The sequence below is a fragment of the Sphingopyxis sp. 550B genome (genome assembly GCF_057401805.1).
Genome location: NZ_CM171610.1, coordinates 1917821 through 1936024 on the forward strand (window position 1 = coordinate 1917821; position 18204 = coordinate 1936024).

Below are 18204 nucleotides of genomic sequence, written 5' to 3' on the forward strand. Positions count from 1 at the left end.
GAGAGAGGACCGATGGTCGATATTACGGACCTGGTGACGTTCGACGAATTCATCACGCATTGGGCCGCCGACCGGCCTGACCGGATCGCGATGCGCGAGGAGGATCGCGTCTTCACCTATGCCGAACTGGAAGAGCGTACCGAGCGGGTCGCGACGGCGCTCGCGGAGGCGGGGCTGGAAAAGGGCGACCGCATCGCGTGGATCGGCAAGAACAGCGATCTGTATTTTACCCTCTTTTTCGGCGCGGCGCGCGCCGGCATCGTGATGGCGCCGATCGGCTGGCGTCTGTCGCCCGCCGAATGGGCGTTCATCGTCAATGATACGAAGGCGAAGATCGTTTTCACCGGTCCGGGGTTCGACGCGGTGGCCGACCAACTCGCCGGCAAGCTTGACCATGGCCCGCGGATCGTCGGCGCCGACGCGACTCGCGCGCTGATCGACGCGACGCCGCGTGCGGCCTTCATGCCGTCGGGTCCCGACGATGCGGTGCTGCAACTCTATACCTCGGGCACCACCGGCCATCCCAAGGGCGCGGTGCTGTCGAACCGCAACCTCTTTGCACTGCGCAAGAATTCGGCCGATCTCGACCTTCCCTACACCAAGTGGGAGGATGACGAGGCGGTGCTCGTCGCCATGCCGTGCGCGCATATCGGCGGCACCGGGCTCGGCATCATGGCGCTCGCCGCAGGGCTGCCCGGCGTGATCCTTGCCGAATTCAACCCCGAAGGCGTGTTCGACGCGGTCGAGCAGCACGGCGTGACGCGCTTCTTCATCGTGCCCGCCGCGTTGCAGATGCTGCTGATGCATCCGCGGTGCGCTAGCGTCGATTACAGCCGGCTCAAATATATCCTGTACGGCGCCGCGCCGATCCCGCTCGAACTGCTGCGCCAATGCATCCGGATGTTCGGCGCCGAGTTCATCCAGGCCTATGGTATGACCGAGACGACCGGGACAATCTGCATGCTGCCACCGGAGGATCACGATCCCGAAGGCAATGAACGGATGCGATCGGCGGGCAAGCCGCTGCCCGGGGTCGAAATCCGCATCGTCGGCGCCGACGGCCGCGACGTGCCGACCGGCGAGGTGGGAGAGGTCGTCACCCGATCTTCGAACAACATGCTCGGCTACTGGAACCTGCCCGAGGCGACCGCGAAGACGATGACCGACGATGGCTGGATCCACACTGGCGACGCCGGATATATGGACGCGGACGGCTATCTCTATATCCACGACCGGGTGAAGGATATGATCATCTCGGGCGGCGAAAACGTCTATCCGGCCGAAGTGGAAAGCGCGATCTACGGCCATCCCGCGGTGCAGGAGGTCGCGGTGATCGGCGTGCCCGACGCCAAATGGGGAGAAACGGTCAAGGCAGTCTGCGTGCCGAAGCCTGGAATGACGATCGACGAGGCCGACGTCATAGCCTGGGCGCGCGAGCGCATCGCCGCGTTCAAGGCCCCGCGCAGCATCGACGTGATCGAGGCGCTGCCGCGCAACGCCAGTGGCAAGATCCTGCGCAAGGACCTGCGCGCGCCCTATTGGGAAGGTTATGAGCGGATGGTGAATTAGGGGGAGTCGACGGATTCCGCGCTCGTCGAAATGGTCAGATTGCCCGCGACATTTTATTTCAAAGTGTATGAAAGTCACACTACGCCCCCCTCTTTTTGACCGTCTGGGCGGGAAAGATCGCGTTGCGGAAGGGAGGAGAGGAGGCGATCGACGCGGCGCATCGCAAACGGGCTATCATAGCCGGATATTGTAGGAATGCGCGGCGGCTTCGGGATGGATTCCAGATATTCCTATCTTGTCATCCCCGCGAAAGCGGGGATCCAGAGCGTGTGTCAGTTGACCTTTCACTGGGTTCCCGCCTTCGCGGGAATGACGAAGGGAAAAGACGTGGGATCGGCCTGAAGCCATCCCGATCCTTCCCGATCACGGGCCGGAATCGCGGCGGAACGCGTTTGCCTCTCCTGTGTTGTCAGTGTAATACGCAGGCGAAAGCATGCTCTGGTCCCGTAAACCCGTCGCCATCGAAGCCGCCGCCGTGCCCGCGGCGGGCGCGTCGTTTCCCGATCCGAATGCCGCCTTTCCGCCGCCCGCCGAGACGCGGGCGCGCAAATGGCTGCGGCGGTCAGGACGGGCCTTTGCGGTGCTGTGCGCCGCTTTCATCCTGCTGATCGGGTGGCTCGCATTGACCGCGCCGCTGTCGAAATCGCTCGAGCCGATTGCGCCGCCCGAAATCACGCTGCTCGCCGCCGATGGCACGCCGATCGCGCGCATGGGGGCGGTGGTCGACACGCCGGTCGAGGTCGCGAAACTGCCGGCGCATGTTCCCGCCGCCTTCCTGGCGATCGAGGATCGGCGCTTTTACAGCCATTGGGGCGTCGATCCGCGCAGCATCGCGCGCGCCGTCTGGGCCAATGTTTCGGGCGGGCGGCGGCAGGGCGGCAGCACCATCACACAGCAGCTCGCCAAATTCACCTTCCTGACCCCGAAGCGCACGCTGGGACGCAAAGCGCGCGAGGCGCTGATCGCCTTCTGGCTCGAAGCGTGGCTGACCAAGGACGAAATTCTCGAACGCTATCTGTCGAACGCCTATTTCGGCGACAATCGCTATGGACTGCGTGCTGCCTCGCTCCACTATTTCTCCCGTCAGCCCGAGAAGCTGACCCCGGCGCAGGCGGCGATGCTGGCGGGGCTGGTGCAGGCGCCGTCGCGGCTCGCGCCGACGAAGAACCCCGATCTCGCCGAAAAACGGATGCGGTTGGTCGTCGGTGCGATGGTCCATACCGGCGCGCTGTCCACCGTCGAGGCGCGGGCGATCCGCACCCCGCGCATCGACGTGCGGACACGCGACGACCTGCCGACCGGCACCTATTTCGCCGACTGGGCCTTGCCCGAGGCGCGCAAGCTGTCCGACGTCGGCTATGCGCGGCGCACGATCCGCACCACGCTCGACGCGCGGCTCCAGGCGGTGGCGCGCCGCGTCGCCGGCCGTGCGGTACCCGGCAAGGCGCAGGTCGCGCTGGTCGCGATGCGGCCGAACGGCGAAGTCGTCGCGATGGTCGGCGGGCGCGACTATGCTGCGTCGCCCTTCAACCGCGTGACGCAGGCGCGGCGCCAGCCGGGATCAACCTTCAAGCTGTTCGTCTATCTGGCCGCGCTGAAGGATGGCTGGCGGCCCGACGACACCATCGCCAATTCGCCGATCGCCACCGGCGCCTATCAGCCGAAGAATGCCGGCGGCGCCTATTCGGACAAGATCACGCTCGAAGAGGCATTCGCGCGGTCGAGCAACGTCGCCGCGGTGCGACTGCTGCAACAGGTCGGCGACGACAAGGTGATCCGCATGGCGCGCGACCTAGGCGTCACCGCGCCGCTCGCGAAGGGCGATCCCAGTCTGGCGCTCGGCACGTCGAGCATGACGCTGCTCGAACTCACCGCCGCCTATGCCGCGGTCGCGGCGGACAGCTATCCGGTCGTTCCGCACGCCTTTAAGGAAGCGGAGCCCGGCTGGTTCGAATCGCTTTTCTTGGGGCCGCATCATTTCGGCCGGCGCGTCCACGGCGATATCGAACGGATGCTGCGCGCCGCGGTCAACCGCGGCACCGGGCGCGCGGCGCGACTGCCGCAGGCCAATTACGGCAAGACCGGCACGACGCAGGACAGCCGCGATGCGCTGTTCGTCGGCTATGCGAACGGGCTGGTGGTCGGCGTGTGGATCGGCAACGACGACAATTCGCCGCTTAGCGGGGTGACTGGCGGGGGGCTGCCCGCGCGCATCTGGCACGACTTCATGGTGCGGGCGCGCGGACACAATGCGCCGCGGTCCGCGCCTCCCGCCCGTGCGACCGATCCCGGCGGCCCCGTCCAGCCGCTCGACGTGCCGGAGATTCCCGCGATTCCGGTGTCCGACCGGACCAGCGTCGGGCTCGAAAAGGGAAATGCCGTGATCAGCACGGAGATCAACGGCACGCGCATCGACCTCAAGCTGCCCATCGGCGGCGACCGGCCCGCCGAGGTGCAGGCCCAGCCGGCCCAGCCGCCGCCGCAGGGGCCGCAATGAGGGGCGGCGAGGGATTTTTTCGCTGTCCCGCGAGGCGCCGCGGCGATAGCGTGGCGGGCATGATCGCCTTCTTTCCTTCCGCCGCGTTCCGGCGCCTGTCATGCTGAGCGTTGAGACTCACCAGGCCACGCCCTGGCCCGATCCGCTCGACTGGGACGCCCGCGCGGCGGAAGCGGTCGCGGCGGCGCTGGCGCTGACGCCCTGGGCGGGGCTTGCCGACGCCGCGCCGCTCGTCGAGGTCGCGGTGCGGCTGACCGACGATGCCGAGGTGCAGGCGCTCAACCGCGATTTTCGCGGCAAGGATCGGCCGACCAACGTGCTGTCCTTTCCGCAGGTACAGGCCGACCTGCTCGACACGCTCAGCAACAGCGACGACGGCGAGATACTGCTCGGCGACATCGTGCTGGCGCGCGAGACCTGCGTGCGCGAGGCGGTGGAAAAGGCGGTGCCGATCGCCGATCATGCGACGCACCTGATTGTCCACGGCACGCTCCATCTCGTCGGATACGACCATCTCGATGACCCCGCTGCCGACGCGATGGAGGCGCTGGAGGTGAAAGCCCTTGCATCGCTGGGCATCGCCAATCCATATGCGGTGCAGGATTAACGGAAAAAGCGAGCGACATGCCCGACGAGCCTGGGGCTTCCAACCGATCGGACGAGGACAGTAGATCCGGCCTGTGGGCCGGAATCCGCACATTGCTGTTCGGCGGCAACAGCGAACCTTCGCTGCGCGAACAGATCGAAGAGGCGATCGACGAGGCCGAGGAGGAAAGCGCCGAACGCCGCGGCAGCAGCATCGTCGGCGATCTGTCGCCGATCGAGCGCAAGATGCTGCGCAACCTGCTGCATTTCGGCGAGCAGACCGTCGACGACGTCGCGGTGCCGCGCGCCGACATCATCGCGATCGACGAGAGCGCGGGCTTCGACGAGGTCGTCGCGCTGTTCGTCGATGCGGGGCACAGTCGTCTGCCGGTCTATCGCGGCAACCTCGACGAGGTGGTCGGGATGATCCACGTCAAGGACGTGTTCGCGGTGCTCGCCGAGGGACGCGACCCGCCGCCGCTGCTCGACCTGATCCGCCAGCCGCTCTATGTCCCGCAGTCGATGGGGGTGCTCGACCTGCTCGCCGACATGCGCGCGCAGCGCACCCACCTCGCGATCGTCATCGACGAATATTCGGGAACCGAGGGTCTCGTCACCATCGAGGATCTGGTCGAGGAGATCGTCGGCGAGATCGAGGACGAATATGACGACGAGCCAATGGCGCTCTTCGCGCCGGGCGAGGACGGCTGTTGGGAAGCCGACGCGCGCGCCGAACTCGACGACATCGGCGAGGCGATCGACCCACGGCTGGCCGATGTCGAGGAGGATGTCGACACGCTCGGCGGCCTGTCCGCAGTGCTCGCGGGGCATGTGCCCGGTGTCGGCGAGGTGCTGCTGCATCCTAGCGGCTGGCGGATTGAGGTGACCGAGGCCGACGAGAAGCGCGTCCACCACCTGCGCCTGCATCCGCCGGTCGAGGTCGACCTAGAAGCGCCGGGAGACCGCGGCGACGAGTTCTGACGCCGCGCGTCCGATTGCCTTTGCGCGGCGATGCTATTAGCGCAGGGGCGATGGACGTTTCCGACCTTCGCATCGCGCTGTTCAGCGGCAACTACAATATGACGGTCGATGGCGCCAACAAGGCGCTCAACCGCCTCGTCGGCTATCTGCTGGGGCAGGGCGCGGCGGTCCGTGTCTATTCGCCGACCGTCGACGACCCCGACTTTGCGCCGACCGGCGACCTCGTCAGCGTGCCGTCGATGGCGATCCCCGGCCGCAGCGAATATCGCATTCCGCTGTCCTTCTCCGCGCGCGTTCGCGAGGATATCGCCAAATTCGCGCCCAATATCCTGCACATCTCCAGCCCAGATCGCGTCTCGCGGCAGGCGGCGGCGTGGGCGCGGAGGCGCAATATTCCGGTCGCCTGTTCGGTCCACACGCGGTTCGAGACCTATTTCCGCTATTACAACCTGTCCTTCCTCGAACCGCTGGTCGTCGCATGGCTGCGGCGGCTCTATCGCCGCTGCGACGCGCTGATCGCGCCGTCGGAAAGCTTTGCGCAGGTGCTGCGCGAGCAGCGGATGAACTACGACATCGGCATCTGGACGCGCGGGGTCGAGCGCAACATCTTCCGGCCCGACCGCCGCGACGCAGCGTGGCGCCGTTCGTGGGGCATCGCCGACGATGTGCCGGTCGTCGCCTTCCTCGGCCGGCTGGTGATGGAAAAGGGGCTCGATGTCTTCGCTGACACGATCGACCTGCTCCAGCGCCGCGGCGTTCCGCACCATGTGGTGGTGATCGGCGAGGGACCGGCGGGCGACTGGTTCGAATCGCGCCTGCCGCACGCCAGCTTCGTCGGCTTTCAGGGCGGCGAGAATCTCGCGCGCGCCGTCGCATCGTGCGACATGCTGTTCAATCCTTCGGTCACCGAGACCTTTGGCAATGTGACGCTGGAAGCGATGGCGTGCGGGTTGCCGGTCGTCGCGGCGCGCGCGACCGGCAGCGCGAGCATCGTCAAGCACGGCCAGACCGGCTATCTCGTCTCGCCGGGCGCGATCACCGGCTTTGCCGACGATCTCGAGCGCTATTGCCGCGACCCCGCGCTGCGCGCGCGACACGGCGCGGCTGGACTAGCGGAAAGCGCCGCCTATCAATGGGATGCGATCAACCAGGCGGTGGCCGACACCTATCTGCGGCTGATCCGGCAAAAGCAGCGGCAACGGGGCTGAGCGCGCCATGGACCTGTTCGGCGACGATGCGGAGCAGCAGCGCGACCCGGGCGCTGCCGGCCCGATTCCGCTCGCCGAGCGGCTGCGTCCCCGCAGCCTGTCCGATGTCGTCGGGCAGGAGCATCTGACGGGTCCCGAGGGTGCGATCGGGCGGATGGTCGCGGCGGGGCAACTGGCGTCGATCATCCTCTGGGGACCGCCCGGCACCGGCAAGACGACGATCGCGCGGCTGCTCGCCGAGGCGGTAGGGATGCGCTTCGCGCCGCTTTCGGCGGTGTTCTCCGGCGTCGCCGACCTCAAGAAAGCCTTTGCCGATGCCGAGAAGATGGCGACGGCGGGCAAGCGGACGCTGTTGTTCGTGGACGAAATCCATCGCTTCAACCGCGCCCAGCAGGACGGTTTCCTGCCCTATGTCGAGCGCGGCACGGTGGTGCTCGTCGGCGCGACGACCGAAAATCCAAGTTTCGCGCTCAACGCCGCCTTGCTCAGCCGCGCGCAGGTGCTGGTGCTGCACCGGCTCGACGAGGCGGCGCTGGCGACACTGGTCGCGCGCGCCGAGGCCGAGGTGGGGCGCCGCCTTCCCGTCACCGACGAGGCGCGCGCCGCGCTGATCGCGAGCGCCGATGGCGACGGCCGCTTTCTGCTCAACCAGGTCGAGACGCTGTTCGCCGCGGCCATCGAGACGCCGCTCGACGCGGGCGAGGTCGGGCAGTTCCTGCACCGCCGCATGCCGGTCTACGACCGTGATCGCGACGGCCACTACAATCTGATCTCCGCGCTGCACAAGGCGGTGCGCGGGTCGGACCCGCAGGCGGCGCTCTATTGGCTGGCGCGGATGCTCGTTGCGGGCGAGGAACCGCTCTATCTGCTCCGCCGCCTCACGCGCATGGCGAGCGAGGACATCGGGCTCGCCGATCCGCAGGCGCTGGTGCAATGCCTTGCCGCCAAGGACGCCTTCCAGTTTCTCGGTTCGCCCGAGGGCGAACTCGCGATCGTGCAGGCATGCCTCTATCTCGCCACCGCGCCCAAGTCGAACGCCGCCTATACCGCGCAGAAGGCCGCGTGGACGGCAGCGCGCGACACCGGTAGTCTGGCGCCGCCCGCGAACATCCTCAACGCGTCGACGAAGCTGATGAAGGATTTGGGCTATGGCGCGGGCTACAGCTACGACCATGACGCGCCCGAGGGTTTCTCAGGCGACAATTATTGGCCCGACGACATGGAAGCCGCGACCTTCTATCGCCCCGTCGACCGCGGTTTCGAAAAACGTATCGCCGAACGGCTCGCCTGGTGGGATGAGCGGCGGCGCGAACGGAAAGGCGAATGACGATGGTTTTCGGTGGACAGCGCATAGGGAAGGTCGGTCCGAATCGTTCGTCCGCTTCGGTGCGCGGCCCTGACGCGATGCGTCGTGTGCTGCTCGCGCTGGCTGTCGCGGCGCTGCCGCTTCCCACGCAGGCAGCCGAGACGAACGCCGAGTTGAATCGCGCCTGGGCGGCGGGCTATCGCGCCGCTTTCACCTGCTCGTCCCTGTGGAACGGAGCGGGCAAGGCGCTCGCCGATATCGAGCGCGATGAATTGACGCATATCTATCCGGAGATCGAAGCCGATGTCCGCGCGACCCGCGCCGAGATCGATATGAAGGCGAAACGCGTCACGGTGCGCTATCGCGACGACATGCCGCCGCGGGTCGCCGAATGGACGGGGCGCGACGGTTGCGTGACGCTGCCGATCGGCGCCGAACCGGGTGCGGTGGGAGCGCTTTCGCACGACACGCGACCGAATCTCGACGCGCAGCCGTGGCCGCTCGGCGACCGTGATGCGCGTGTCGCCGATGGAGAGGCGCGCTTCTCGGCAGTCGCGGCGGACAGGGCGCGCTTCGGCGGCCGGACGAGTTCGCTGCTGATCGTCAAGGACGGCCGGATTGCCCTCGAATGGTATCAGCCGGGGCATGGGGTGCACACCGCGCAGCGCACCTTCTCGGTCGCCAAGTCGATCGCCGCGACGCTGATCGGCCACGCCGTCGAGCGCGGGCGGTTCGACGTGAAGGCGCCGGCGCGCATCGCCGAATGGCGGACGGCGGGCGACCCGCGCGCGACGATCACCACCGAACAGCTCATGCGTATGGCGAGCGGGCTGACCAGCGACAGCGCGGGCAACCGCACCGACGCCATCTATATGGGTGGTGCGTCGGTGCGGCAGTGGACGACGCAATGGCCGCTGCTGAACCCGCCGGGGACGCGCTATCGCTACGCCAACAACGATACGCTGCTCGCCGTCCTGTCGCTGAAGGCGGCGCTGGAAAGGGCAGGGGAGCCCTTCGATCCTGCCGCCTTTCTCGATCGGATCGGGATGACGCGGACTTTCATCGAGCGCGACAAGGACGGCGATGCGATCCTGTCGAGTCAGGTTTCGACCACAGCGCGCGACCTGGCCCGGCTGGGGCTGCTCTATCAAGACGACGGCGTGTGGCGGGGCGAACGGCTGCTGCCCGCCGACTGGCGCCGCTTCGTGACGGCGCGCGCAGGACCGCAGCCCGATGGGTCATTCGGCTATGGCGCGGGCTTCTGGCTGCTCGATGCGTCGGAGGGCATCCCGGCCGATGCCTTCGGCGCCTTCGGGAACCGCGGCCAATATATGGTCGTCATCCCATCGCGCCGACTGGTGATCGTCCGCCAGGGTTATGACGATGCCGCCGAGCGGCTCGACATCGCCGCGCTTGTCCGTGCGGTCGTCGCAGCCGATGGATCGTAACGCGTTTCGCGCAAAGCCGACCTATTGTTTCTTTCGCGTCGGTCCCTCGCTGGCCGGCGTGAAACCACGCTACCCCGGATAGCGCTCGAAAGCCGGAATCGCGTCGAGCCGAGCCATCCAGCCGATGCGCTCGGCGGTCTGGATCTGCACCTGCGCGGGGATCAGGTCGGGGTCGTCGAGCGTCGCGGTCTGGACGTCGATCTGACCGGGAAAGACGGCATCGTTGGTATAGAAGAGCCCGGTGCCGCAGTCGCCGCAGAAATGGCGCCGGCCATGCTCCGATGACGCATAGATTTTAGGCGTGCCGCTGACCTCCAGCGCGTCCTGTCCGACGAGCGCCCAGCCGACCAGCGGCGCCCCCGCGTGGCGGCGACAGTCGCTGCAGTGACACAAGGCATGATGCTCGACCGCAGTCGGCATCGAATAACGGATTGCGCCGCAATGGCATCCGCCGTTGGCGCGAGTGGGTGAATCGGTCATGGCTGTCTCCCTAAGTTGGCGGGGAACATATCATAAACATATGGTGGCTGCAAAGCCGCCCGGTACAGGTGCGAAGCCCAAGGTTAACATAAAATTAGGCATGATCGTGCACTGTCAGGCGATGCGGACAGTGCGGCGCAGCATGGGTGACCCGAGTGGCGATACGGCCGCAGGGAAAGACCCTTTCCGCCGGGCGTTCGTGTGGCTGGCGGCCGTTACACTCCTGGCCTTCATACTCTCCGCCTTATATGAACCCCATGCCGACCTCAGCCTGTTCTTCCTTCACCGGCAGGATCGATGGCTCCTGTTCGGTGCTAGCCTCCTGCTCATAATTTGCTTCTGGCAACTTCCTGCGCGGCACGAGCCCATGGTAGGATCATTGCGTGTCGCCATAGCCGCCGCCGGCTGCATGGCGCTGATCGCCTTCGCCGGCCACTACTGGATATTGTCGGGCTACGACATGAGCCGCGACGAGCAGATGGCGACGTTCGATGCCGTGGTGTTTGGGCGGGGAGGGGTGGCAGCTCTTTTGCCTGAATTGTGGCGCGCGCATTCCGATGTGCTGAATACCGTCTTCATGTACCGGGCGGATCCCCGGGCAGCCTGGGTTTCCGACTATCTGCCCCTGAATGCGGCCCTTCGCGCGATCGTCGGGGCATTCGCGACCCCGGCGCTGACCGGCCCGCTGATGACGCTGATCGGCGGGCTGGCGCTCTGGAGTTGCGCGCGGCGGATATGGCCGGAGGATCGCGAGCCGGCGGTGGTCGGCCTGCTGCTCTACATCGGCTCGGCGCAGATCCTCGCCAACGGGATGACGGCCTACGCCATGCCGGGGCATCTTGCGCTCAACCTCGTCTGGCTGCGGCTGTTCCTGCAGCGCCGGACATGGTCGGACGCAACGGCGCTCGTCGTCGCTTTCGTCGCCGTCGGGCTCCACCAGCCGATCATGCATCCGCTTTTCGCGGCCCCCGTCCTGTCGTTGCTGTTGCTCGAAAGAAGCTGGCGGCGCGCGGCGCTCTATTTCGCCGGCTATCTGGCGATCGGCTATTTCTGGTATCTTTGGCCGACATGGATAGCGTCCATCGTGCAGATGGCGCCCCCGGCAGGGGGAGGCGGCACCGCGGACTATCTGAATCGGCTGACGGCGGCGCTGGCGAAGGATAATAACCTCCGGGTAGCGGATATGGCGTCCAATCTGCTGCGCTTCGTCGCCTGGGGGCCTGTGCTGCTGCTTCCGCTTGCGATGGCCGGGCTGGGAGCCGTGCGCCGGGACCGGCTGGCGGCGGCACTGGCCGGCAGCATCGCGCTGACCGTCGTCGTCATGACGGTCATCCTTCCCTATCAGGGACATGGTTTCGGCTATCGTTATCTTCACGGGCTCATCGGCAATGCCATCCTGCTCGCGCTGTTCGGCTGGAAGTCGATGCCTGCCCACCTGCCGCGCTGGCGTCCGTTGCTGATCCGCACCACATTGGCCGGCATCGCGGTCCTACTGCCTGTGCAGATGTGGATGGCGCACGCCTTTTATGCCCCTTCGGCGCGCATTTCGAAGCAGATCGACCGGATGGACGCCGACTATGTCGTCATCGGCGGAAACGACGCGCCCTTTGCCACCGATCTCATCGTCAATCCGCCCTATCTGGACCGGCGCCCGCTGCGCCTGTGGCGTGAAAAAATCGACTCCGCGGCGGCGCTGGCGATCTGTGCCGAGCGGCCCTCGGTCACGTTCATCGACGGCAAGGCGCTCGAACCGATTCTTGCCTATTACGGCCTTCGTAGCGCAACGGGAGACGACAGCGCCGATCGGGCTGTGGAGCAAAAATTACGAAGCGCCGGATGCGATATCGTCGATTGAATCCTCCGGACGCGCGCTCCGCCGCTCCGGAAGGGCATACGGCACGCCGACAACCTCCTCGATCAATGCGGCATAGCGTCCGGCCGTGGCAATCAGGCTGAAATGGTCGGTCACCGCCTTGTGAAGGCGATGGGGATCGGCCTTTTCGGCCAGGGCGGCGGCGATCGCCGCCTTCCATTGCCGGACGACGGCGTCCGGCCAGTCGAGGTCGATCGGCAAAATGGCTGCGAGGGGCAGCGCTGGATGGGCTGCTTGCCTGCTTGCGATGACCGGGGTGCCGCAGGCCAGGCTTTCGGGAACGACGAGGGGCGTGCCTTCGCTGTGGGCCGGGACGACGACGACCCGTGCGCGTGCATAGAGGCGCGCGATCTCGGCCGGGTCCGGCCGGTCCACGACAAGGATATTGGCGCGCGTGCGTTGTGGCGCTGCCGGGCCGAAACCCGCGCATAGGAAGCGACATTCGGGCATCTGTGCGGCGAGGCGTTCGACCAGTCCGATCCCCTTCTTGACCACGAAGCGGCCGACGAAGAGGACGTCGATGTCCCGCTCCACCTCCTGAATGGAAAAGAGAGAGGTGTCGATGCCATTCTCGATGACGTCGATATTCCGCCCTCTCGCCAGATGCGACAGGCTGTCGCGCTTGGCTGCCGTGACTGCGACGCAGCGGGTCGCCGAGCGCAGCGATGGCCCGAGGACCAGCCGGTTCGCGATGGATTGGGCGGTCCGCATGACGGCCGATGGGCTGTGAACCCAGCCGCTGTGCTTGATCAGGATGGTCGGTATCGCGCGCCGCTGCGCAACCCACTGGGCGATCAGATTTGCCAGATAGAGATTGTCGTGAAGGACGACGACATCGGCCTTCCGCACCGCCTTCGCCAGTGCGAACAGGTCCGCCGGATGAGGGAACAGGAGGGGCAGGCCGGTCAGGCGCTCGACGATGCTGCTCGCGCGCAATGCCAGCGTTCGGTAAGCGAGCCCCGATGGAGCGGGGCCGTGCGCGGCCAGCGTCACGGCAAAACGACCATCCTCTGCCAATCGCCTTGCAAGGTCGTCCGCAACCCGCTCGAGACCGCCGCCATGGTCGATGAAATGGCTGGAGATCATCAGCAATTCGGGCATATGCCCTCTATTGGCACTGTTGCCGAAAATGGGAAGCGATTGTTGTGAAGGCATCCGGGCTTTGCAAATAACGCCGCCGTGGCAACCGGGAGGATCGCGGGCGCGGCGCTGGGGGGCGAGCGCGGCGACTGTTCTGCTGGCGATTCTTCTCGTTGGTCTCGCGGTGCGTTTCGGTGACTTGCGCTGGCATGACGTCGCCAGGCCGGTTCGCGAGCACGGCGCGATATTGTTCCTTGTCTGTGTCGTCTCGATCGGAGGGCAGTCGATCGTCGGCGCGCTGAAATGGCGTTTGCTGCAAAGGCATTTCGCGAACGGCGAAAGCGGTGCCTTTCCGCTTCCCATGCTCGTCTTCTATTCCGCCCTGACCGCTCTTGTCGGACAGGTGGTTCCCACGTTCCTGGCGAGCGGAGCGATCCGCGGCGCGGTTACCCGCCTCCATCTCGAAGGAAGTTTTCTTCAGGGTGCCAGCGTCACCGTTTACGACCAGCTGTTCGATGTGGCGGTTCTGGTCCTTTGCGCCGCTGGCTGTCTGGCCCTGTTTCTGCTGGGCGTGCCGCCGGCCATGGCCATCGCATGCGTCGCGCTTGCATTGGCCTTCACCGTGCTGATTTCCCCCTGGATGTTCCGGTCGATACCGCCCTTATCGGCCGCGCTCCGATTCATTCCCGCCGGTGCGCCGGGGGCGGGCCGGGTCCGGCAGACTTTGCAGTTCGCCCGCGACAAGGGGCTGGATGCGCCCGAAACGACGACGCGCCTCCTGTCGCTCAGCATCGTGCGATATCTGTTCATCGGCCTCCGCTCCGTTGCAGCGGTGCTGTTGATCGGGACCGGCCTGTCGGTGACATCGGCCGTCTGGGGTTTCGCGGTGGTTCAGGGGTCGGCGCTTGCGGCCCTGACTCCCGGCAATCTCGGCATCACGGAATGGGGCTGGGCGGCCGTCGCGGAACTGCTCGATGGTCCCGCCGGACCGATGATTCTGGCGATCCTCGTCCTGCGTATCGTCAACATTCCCGCCACTCTGGCGGTCATGCTGCTCAGCGCTTTCGGCCTGTTCGGCCGTTCCGCTACCGCCGACAGGCGTTAGAGCATCGAGCCTTAAATCTGACCCATCGTCCCGTTCGTGTCGAGCGCAGTCGAGACAATCATCGGCCTTGCGCCACGCCGATGGGTGTCTCGACTGCGCTCGACACGAACGGATGAGGGGCGTTGCAGGTTTATGGCACGCCGCTCTATGGTCTGTGGGGCTTCAGAGTCTATCGCCGCGATATTGTATAAAGCCGTGTTCCCCCGCGAAGGCGGGGGTCCATCTTCGGCCGGTTCCATCTCGGAACCACCGCAGATGGGTCCCCGCCTTCGCGGGGACACACGATAAAGGACAGTCGCAAGATGAATCCCCACACGCCTTAGAAGGACTCGTCATTGCGAGCGGCGAAGCCGCGCGGCAACCCAGAGCAGGCGTAAAGCGCCCTGGATTGCTTCCCCCGGATCAGGTCGGCGTTTATACCCTTGAGACAAGGACGCTGGTGATCCCCGGCGAAAGCCGGGGTCCATGCGAGGCAGGCGCACGTAGCTGGACCCCGGCTTTCGCCGGGGAACGCTTACCTGTCGGAAGGGGATAATTGCCGATCAGGTCCGGGGTCGCAATGACGAAGGGGGTCAATCCAAAGTCATCGGAGTCTAGCTTCCCTTGTCCCGGTGTCGGTCGGCGGCCTTTCCGCGACGCAAGTCCCCCATCGTGTGCGTGCCCGGAATCTGGAGATAGCGTAGCAGCTTCGCTTCCTTGCGTCCGCGCGTGACCGTGTCGAGTATCAGCCCGCTGAACAGGCTGAGGAAAGCCAGGATCATCATCCCGGTGGCCAGAACGGCGGTGGGAAGGCGAGGCACCGTCCCGCTGCGCAGATACTCCGCAATGACCGGGTAGCCGAGCAACAGGGACAAGGCGGCGAGACCCAGGCATGCGACGCCGAACAGCAGGAACGGCCTTTCCTGCTTGAGCAATGTTCCGATCGTCCACAGGATGCGAACGCCGTCGGAAATGGTGCGCAACTTGCTCTCCGATCCGCTCGGGCGATCCTTGAAGCGCGTCGGCATTTCGCCGGTCGGCATGCCGAGTTGCAGGGCGTGGATCGTCAGCTCGGTTTCGATCTCGAACCCCTGCGACATCTGTGGGAAGGATTTGACGAAGCGGCGGGAAAAGATGCGATAGCCGCTCAGCATGTCGCTGAAGCCGCCGCCGAACATCGTGCGCACGAGCGACGTCAGCATCCAGTTGCCGAACCGATGCGCCGGGCGATAGGCGGTCCCGCTGACGTCGACGCGCGTTCCCACGATCATGTCGAGGCCATGTTCGACCAGCCGGTCGACAAGATCGCCGGCGACGGCCGCGTCATAGGTTTCGTCGGCGTCGCACATCACATAGATGTCGGCATCGATATCCGCGAACATGCGGCGGACCACGAAACCCTTGCCTTGCCGGGGTTCGCTGCGCACGACAGCCCCGGCGGCCCGTGCGATGTCCGCCGACCCGTCGCTGCTGTTATTATCGTAGACATAGATTTTCGCGGTCGGCAGCGCGGCGCGGAAGCGTTCGACCACCGTCCGGATCGCGAGCCCTTCGTTGTAGCACGGCAGCAGGACGGCGATGGTCGGCGCGGCGTCGTCATCCAGCGCAAGCGCCGCATCGAATTGGCCGGCACGCATGAACATGTTTCGGACAACTCCCACTTCCGGACCGCTTCAGATGCTTTCCGGAAGCTAGAGGCAATTGGTTAACGGGCTGTTAGAATCCGGATTCCGACTGTCCGGGTCCGGTGAAATTGCGCGGCTATTCCCCCAGATCCACCCCATGCGCCTTCGCCCAGTCGAGATATTGCGCGCGCGGGGTGGAGGAGGGGTGCGCCAGTATCGCCGGAATGTCGGCGCGCAGCGCGCCGAGGTCGAGCGAGCGGATCATCGCCTTGACCCGGCCGACGCCCGCCGGGGTGATCGACAGCCGCTCGATCCCGACGCCGAGCAGTGCCATCGCCTCCAGCGGGCGGCCGCCCATCTCTCCGCACACGCCGAGCTGGACCTTGCTGTCCGCGACGATCCTCACCACGCGCGCGATGTAGCGCATCACCGTCGGCGACAGCCAGTCGTAGCGCTCGGCAAGGCGCGGGTGGGCGCGGTCGGCGGCGAACAGGAACTGGGTGAGGTCGTTGGTGCCGATCGACAGGAAGTCGAGATGCGGCAGCATCAGGTCGAGCGTTTCGATCAGCCCCGGCACCTCCAGCATCGCGCCATAGCGGATCGCGGCGGGCAGCTTCTTGTCATGCTGTTTCAGCCAGGCGCGCTGGCGAACGAACAGATCGCGCGCGGCTTCATATTCCCACGGTTCGGACACCATCGGGAACATGACGTTCAGCGTCCGCCCGGCGGCCGCCTCCATCAGCGCGCGCGCCTGGACCTTGAGCAGGCCTTCGCGGTCGAGCGCGAGGCGCAGCGCGCGCCAGCCCATCGCCGGATTCTCCTCCAGCGCATTCTCGTCGACATTCATGTAGGGCAGCGACTTGTCGCCGCCGATGTCGACGGTGCGGAAGACCACCGGGCGGTCGCCCGCCGCGTCGAGCACGTCGCGATAGAGCCGCTGCTGCCGCTCGCGCTGGGGCAGGGTGGCGGAAACGAGGAACTGGAACTCGGTGCGGAACAGCCCGATCCCGCCGGCGCCGGTCAGGTCGAGCGCGGCAATGTCCTCGCGCAATCCGGCGTTGATCATCAGCTCGATCGGCACGCCGTCGCGGGTGACCGCGGGCAGGTCGCGCAGCGCCGCGAGGCTCGCGCGGCGCTTCTGCGACAGTTCGAGCTTGGCGTCGAACGCGTCCTGCACCGCCTGCGTCGGGCGGACGTGCAGCGTTCCGGCGCCCGCGTCGAGCAGCAGCAGGTCGCCTTCGCGGACCGCGGTGCGCACCGCGCGGGCGCGGCCGAGCACCGGCACCCCCATCGCGCGCGCGACGATGATGACATGCGCGGTCAGCGAGCCTTCCTCGAGCACCACGCCCTTGAGCCGCCGCCGGTCATATTCGAGCAGTTCGGCGGGCCCCAGGTTGCGCGCGATCAGGATCGAATCGTGCCGCAGGCCCATCTGCGCCGCGGTGCCCATCTGTCCCGACACGATGCGGATCAGCCGGTTCGACAGATCCTCCAGATCGTGCATGCGGTCGCGCAGCAGCGGGTCGTCGATCTGGCGCATCCGCATCCGGGTGCGCTGCTGGACGCGCTCGATCGCCGCCTCGGCGGTCAGGCCGCTGTCGATCGCCTCGTTGATCCGCCGCGACCAGCCCTCGTCATAGGCGAACATCTTGTAGGTTTCGAGAACCTCCTCATGCTCGTCGCCGATGCCGAACTCGGCCTGGCTGGCCATGCGGTCGATCTGCTCGCGCATCTTGTCGAAGGCGGCGTAAACGCGGTGGCGCTCGGCCTCTATGTCATCGGCGACCGTGTGTTCGATGGTGATGCGCGGCTGGTGGAACACCGCGATGCCGGCCCCCATGCCGTCGACGAGCTTCTGGCCGGTCAGCCGCTGCGCCGACTGATCGGCGGCCGCGGCGTCGATCCGCGCGGTGGTGTCGACGAGGTCGGCGTTGGCGATCAGTTCGGACAGCACCATCGCGACGGTCTGCAGCGTCTCGATCTCGATCTCTTCATAGCGGCGCGGGTCGCTCTGCTGGACGCAAAGCACCCCGACCGCCTGCTCGCGGCGGATGATCGGGACGCCGGCGAAGCTGTGGAACAGTTCCTCGCCGGTTTCCGGGCGATAGGAAAAGTCCGGGTGCGCGGCCGCCTCGTCGAGGTTCAGCGTCTCGATCTGCTGCGCGATCGTGCCGACCAGCCCCTCGCCGAGCGCGAGGCGGGTGACGTGCACCGCATCCTGGTTGAGGCCGCGCGTCGCATAGAGTTCGAGCGTGCCGCCGCGCAGCAGATAGATCGAGCAGACCTCGCTGTGGAGGCATTCGCCGATGATGCCGACGACCTGGTTGAGCTTGCCCTGCGCATTGGTGCGCGACGCCATCACCTCGTGCAGCCGCGTCAGGATCGTGCGGGCCGACTGCGCGGCGGTCGAGGGCGGGGGAGGGGCATTGGTCATCGCCAGCCCTGCTATCAGAAGCCCGGCGGCAACG

General features: G+C 66.4%; 13 protein-coding genes. 9 read left to right on the forward strand and 4 right to left on the reverse strand.

The annotated features are described in order from the left end of the window. Positions 1-12: 12 nt before the first annotated feature. The 7 genes from AC2S9W_RS08930 to AC2S9W_RS08960 all read left to right on the forward strand — a co-directional run bounded on the left by AC2S9W_RS08930 (position 13) and on the right by AC2S9W_RS08960 (position 9594). Positions 13-1569 carry a fatty acid--CoA ligase gene (locus AC2S9W_RS08930; protein ID WP_486571957.1) on the forward strand — a complete coding sequence of 519 codons (1557 nt, stop codon included), beginning with the start codon at positions 13-15 and terminating at the stop codon, positions 1567-1569. 433 nt (positions 1570-2002) lie between these two features. Continuing rightward, entirely contained in the window at positions 2003-4066 is a 2064-nt protein-coding gene (locus tag AC2S9W_RS08935) for a transglycosylase domain-containing protein (RefSeq protein WP_083675044.1), read from the forward strand. A 100-nt stretch (positions 4067-4166) separates the two neighbouring features. Next, positions 4167-4673, forward strand: a complete 507-nt coding sequence (gene ybeY, locus AC2S9W_RS08940) for an rRNA maturation RNase YbeY (protein WP_067105844.1) — start codon at positions 4167-4169, stop codon at positions 4671-4673. Positions 4674-4690: 17 nt separating this feature from the next. Further along, positions 4691-5632: a hemolysin family protein gene (locus AC2S9W_RS08945; RefSeq protein WP_067105846.1), complete on the forward strand. Its 942-nt coding sequence runs from the start codon at positions 4691-4693 to the stop codon at positions 5630-5632. A 50-nt stretch (positions 5633-5682) separates the two neighbouring features. Continuing rightward, complete coding sequence (locus AC2S9W_RS08950) at positions 5683-6840, forward strand: glycosyltransferase family 4 protein (RefSeq protein WP_067105848.1); 1158 nt, start codon at positions 5683-5685, stop codon at positions 6838-6840. A gap of 7 nt (positions 6841-6847) precedes the next feature. Beyond that, positions 6848-8167: a replication-associated recombination protein A gene (locus tag AC2S9W_RS08955; protein WP_076074634.1), complete on the forward strand. Its 1320-nt coding sequence runs from the start codon at positions 6848-6850 to the stop codon at positions 8165-8167. Positions 8168-8226: 59 nt separating this feature from the next. Continuing rightward, positions 8227-9594, forward strand: a complete 1368-nt coding sequence (locus tag AC2S9W_RS08960; RefSeq protein ID WP_486571958.1) for a serine hydrolase domain-containing protein — start codon at positions 8227-8229, stop codon at positions 9592-9594. A 69-nt stretch (positions 9595-9663) separates the two neighbouring features. Here AC2S9W_RS08960 and AC2S9W_RS08965 read toward each other — a convergent pair whose 3' ends face one another. Further along, the gene (locus AC2S9W_RS08965; RefSeq protein WP_104959457.1) at positions 9664-10074 is read right to left on the reverse strand and encodes a GFA family protein; all 411 of its coding nucleotides are present in this window, start codon (positions 10072-10074) and stop codon (positions 9664-9666) included. 40 nt (positions 10075-10114) lie between these two features. Here AC2S9W_RS08965 and AC2S9W_RS08970 point away from each other — a divergent pair, with 40 nt between their 5' ends. Then, positions 10115-11929, forward strand: a complete 1815-nt coding sequence (locus tag AC2S9W_RS08970; protein WP_212597513.1) for a hypothetical protein — start codon at positions 10115-10117, stop codon at positions 11927-11929. Here the strand turns inward: AC2S9W_RS08970 and AC2S9W_RS08975 are convergent. Next, positions 11897-13102: a glycosyltransferase family 4 protein gene (locus AC2S9W_RS08975; RefSeq protein WP_104959459.1), complete on the reverse strand. Its 1206-nt coding sequence runs from the start codon at positions 13100-13102 to the stop codon at positions 11897-11899. The genes AC2S9W_RS08970 and AC2S9W_RS08975 overlap by 33 nt on opposite strands. Here AC2S9W_RS08975 and AC2S9W_RS08980 point away from each other — a divergent pair. Then, positions 13077-14132, forward strand: coding sequence for a lysylphosphatidylglycerol synthase domain-containing protein (locus tag AC2S9W_RS08980; protein WP_234002660.1), 1056 nt, complete (start codon positions 13077-13079; stop codon positions 14130-14132). The two genes, AC2S9W_RS08975 and AC2S9W_RS08980, sit on opposite strands and share 26 nt — an antisense overlap. A 593-nt stretch (positions 14133-14725) precedes the next feature. Here AC2S9W_RS08980 and AC2S9W_RS08985 read toward each other — a convergent pair. After that, on the reverse strand, positions 14726-15754 hold the full coding sequence (locus AC2S9W_RS08985; protein ID WP_486571959.1) for a glycosyltransferase family 2 protein: 1029 nt from the start codon (positions 15752-15754) through the stop codon (positions 14726-14728). Between the two features lie 118 nt (positions 15755-15872). Next, positions 15873-18170, reverse strand: coding sequence for a phosphoenolpyruvate--protein phosphotransferase (ptsP, locus tag AC2S9W_RS08990; protein ID WP_076074642.1), 2298 nt, complete (start codon positions 18168-18170; stop codon positions 15873-15875). Positions 18171-18204: the final 34 nt, after the last annotated feature.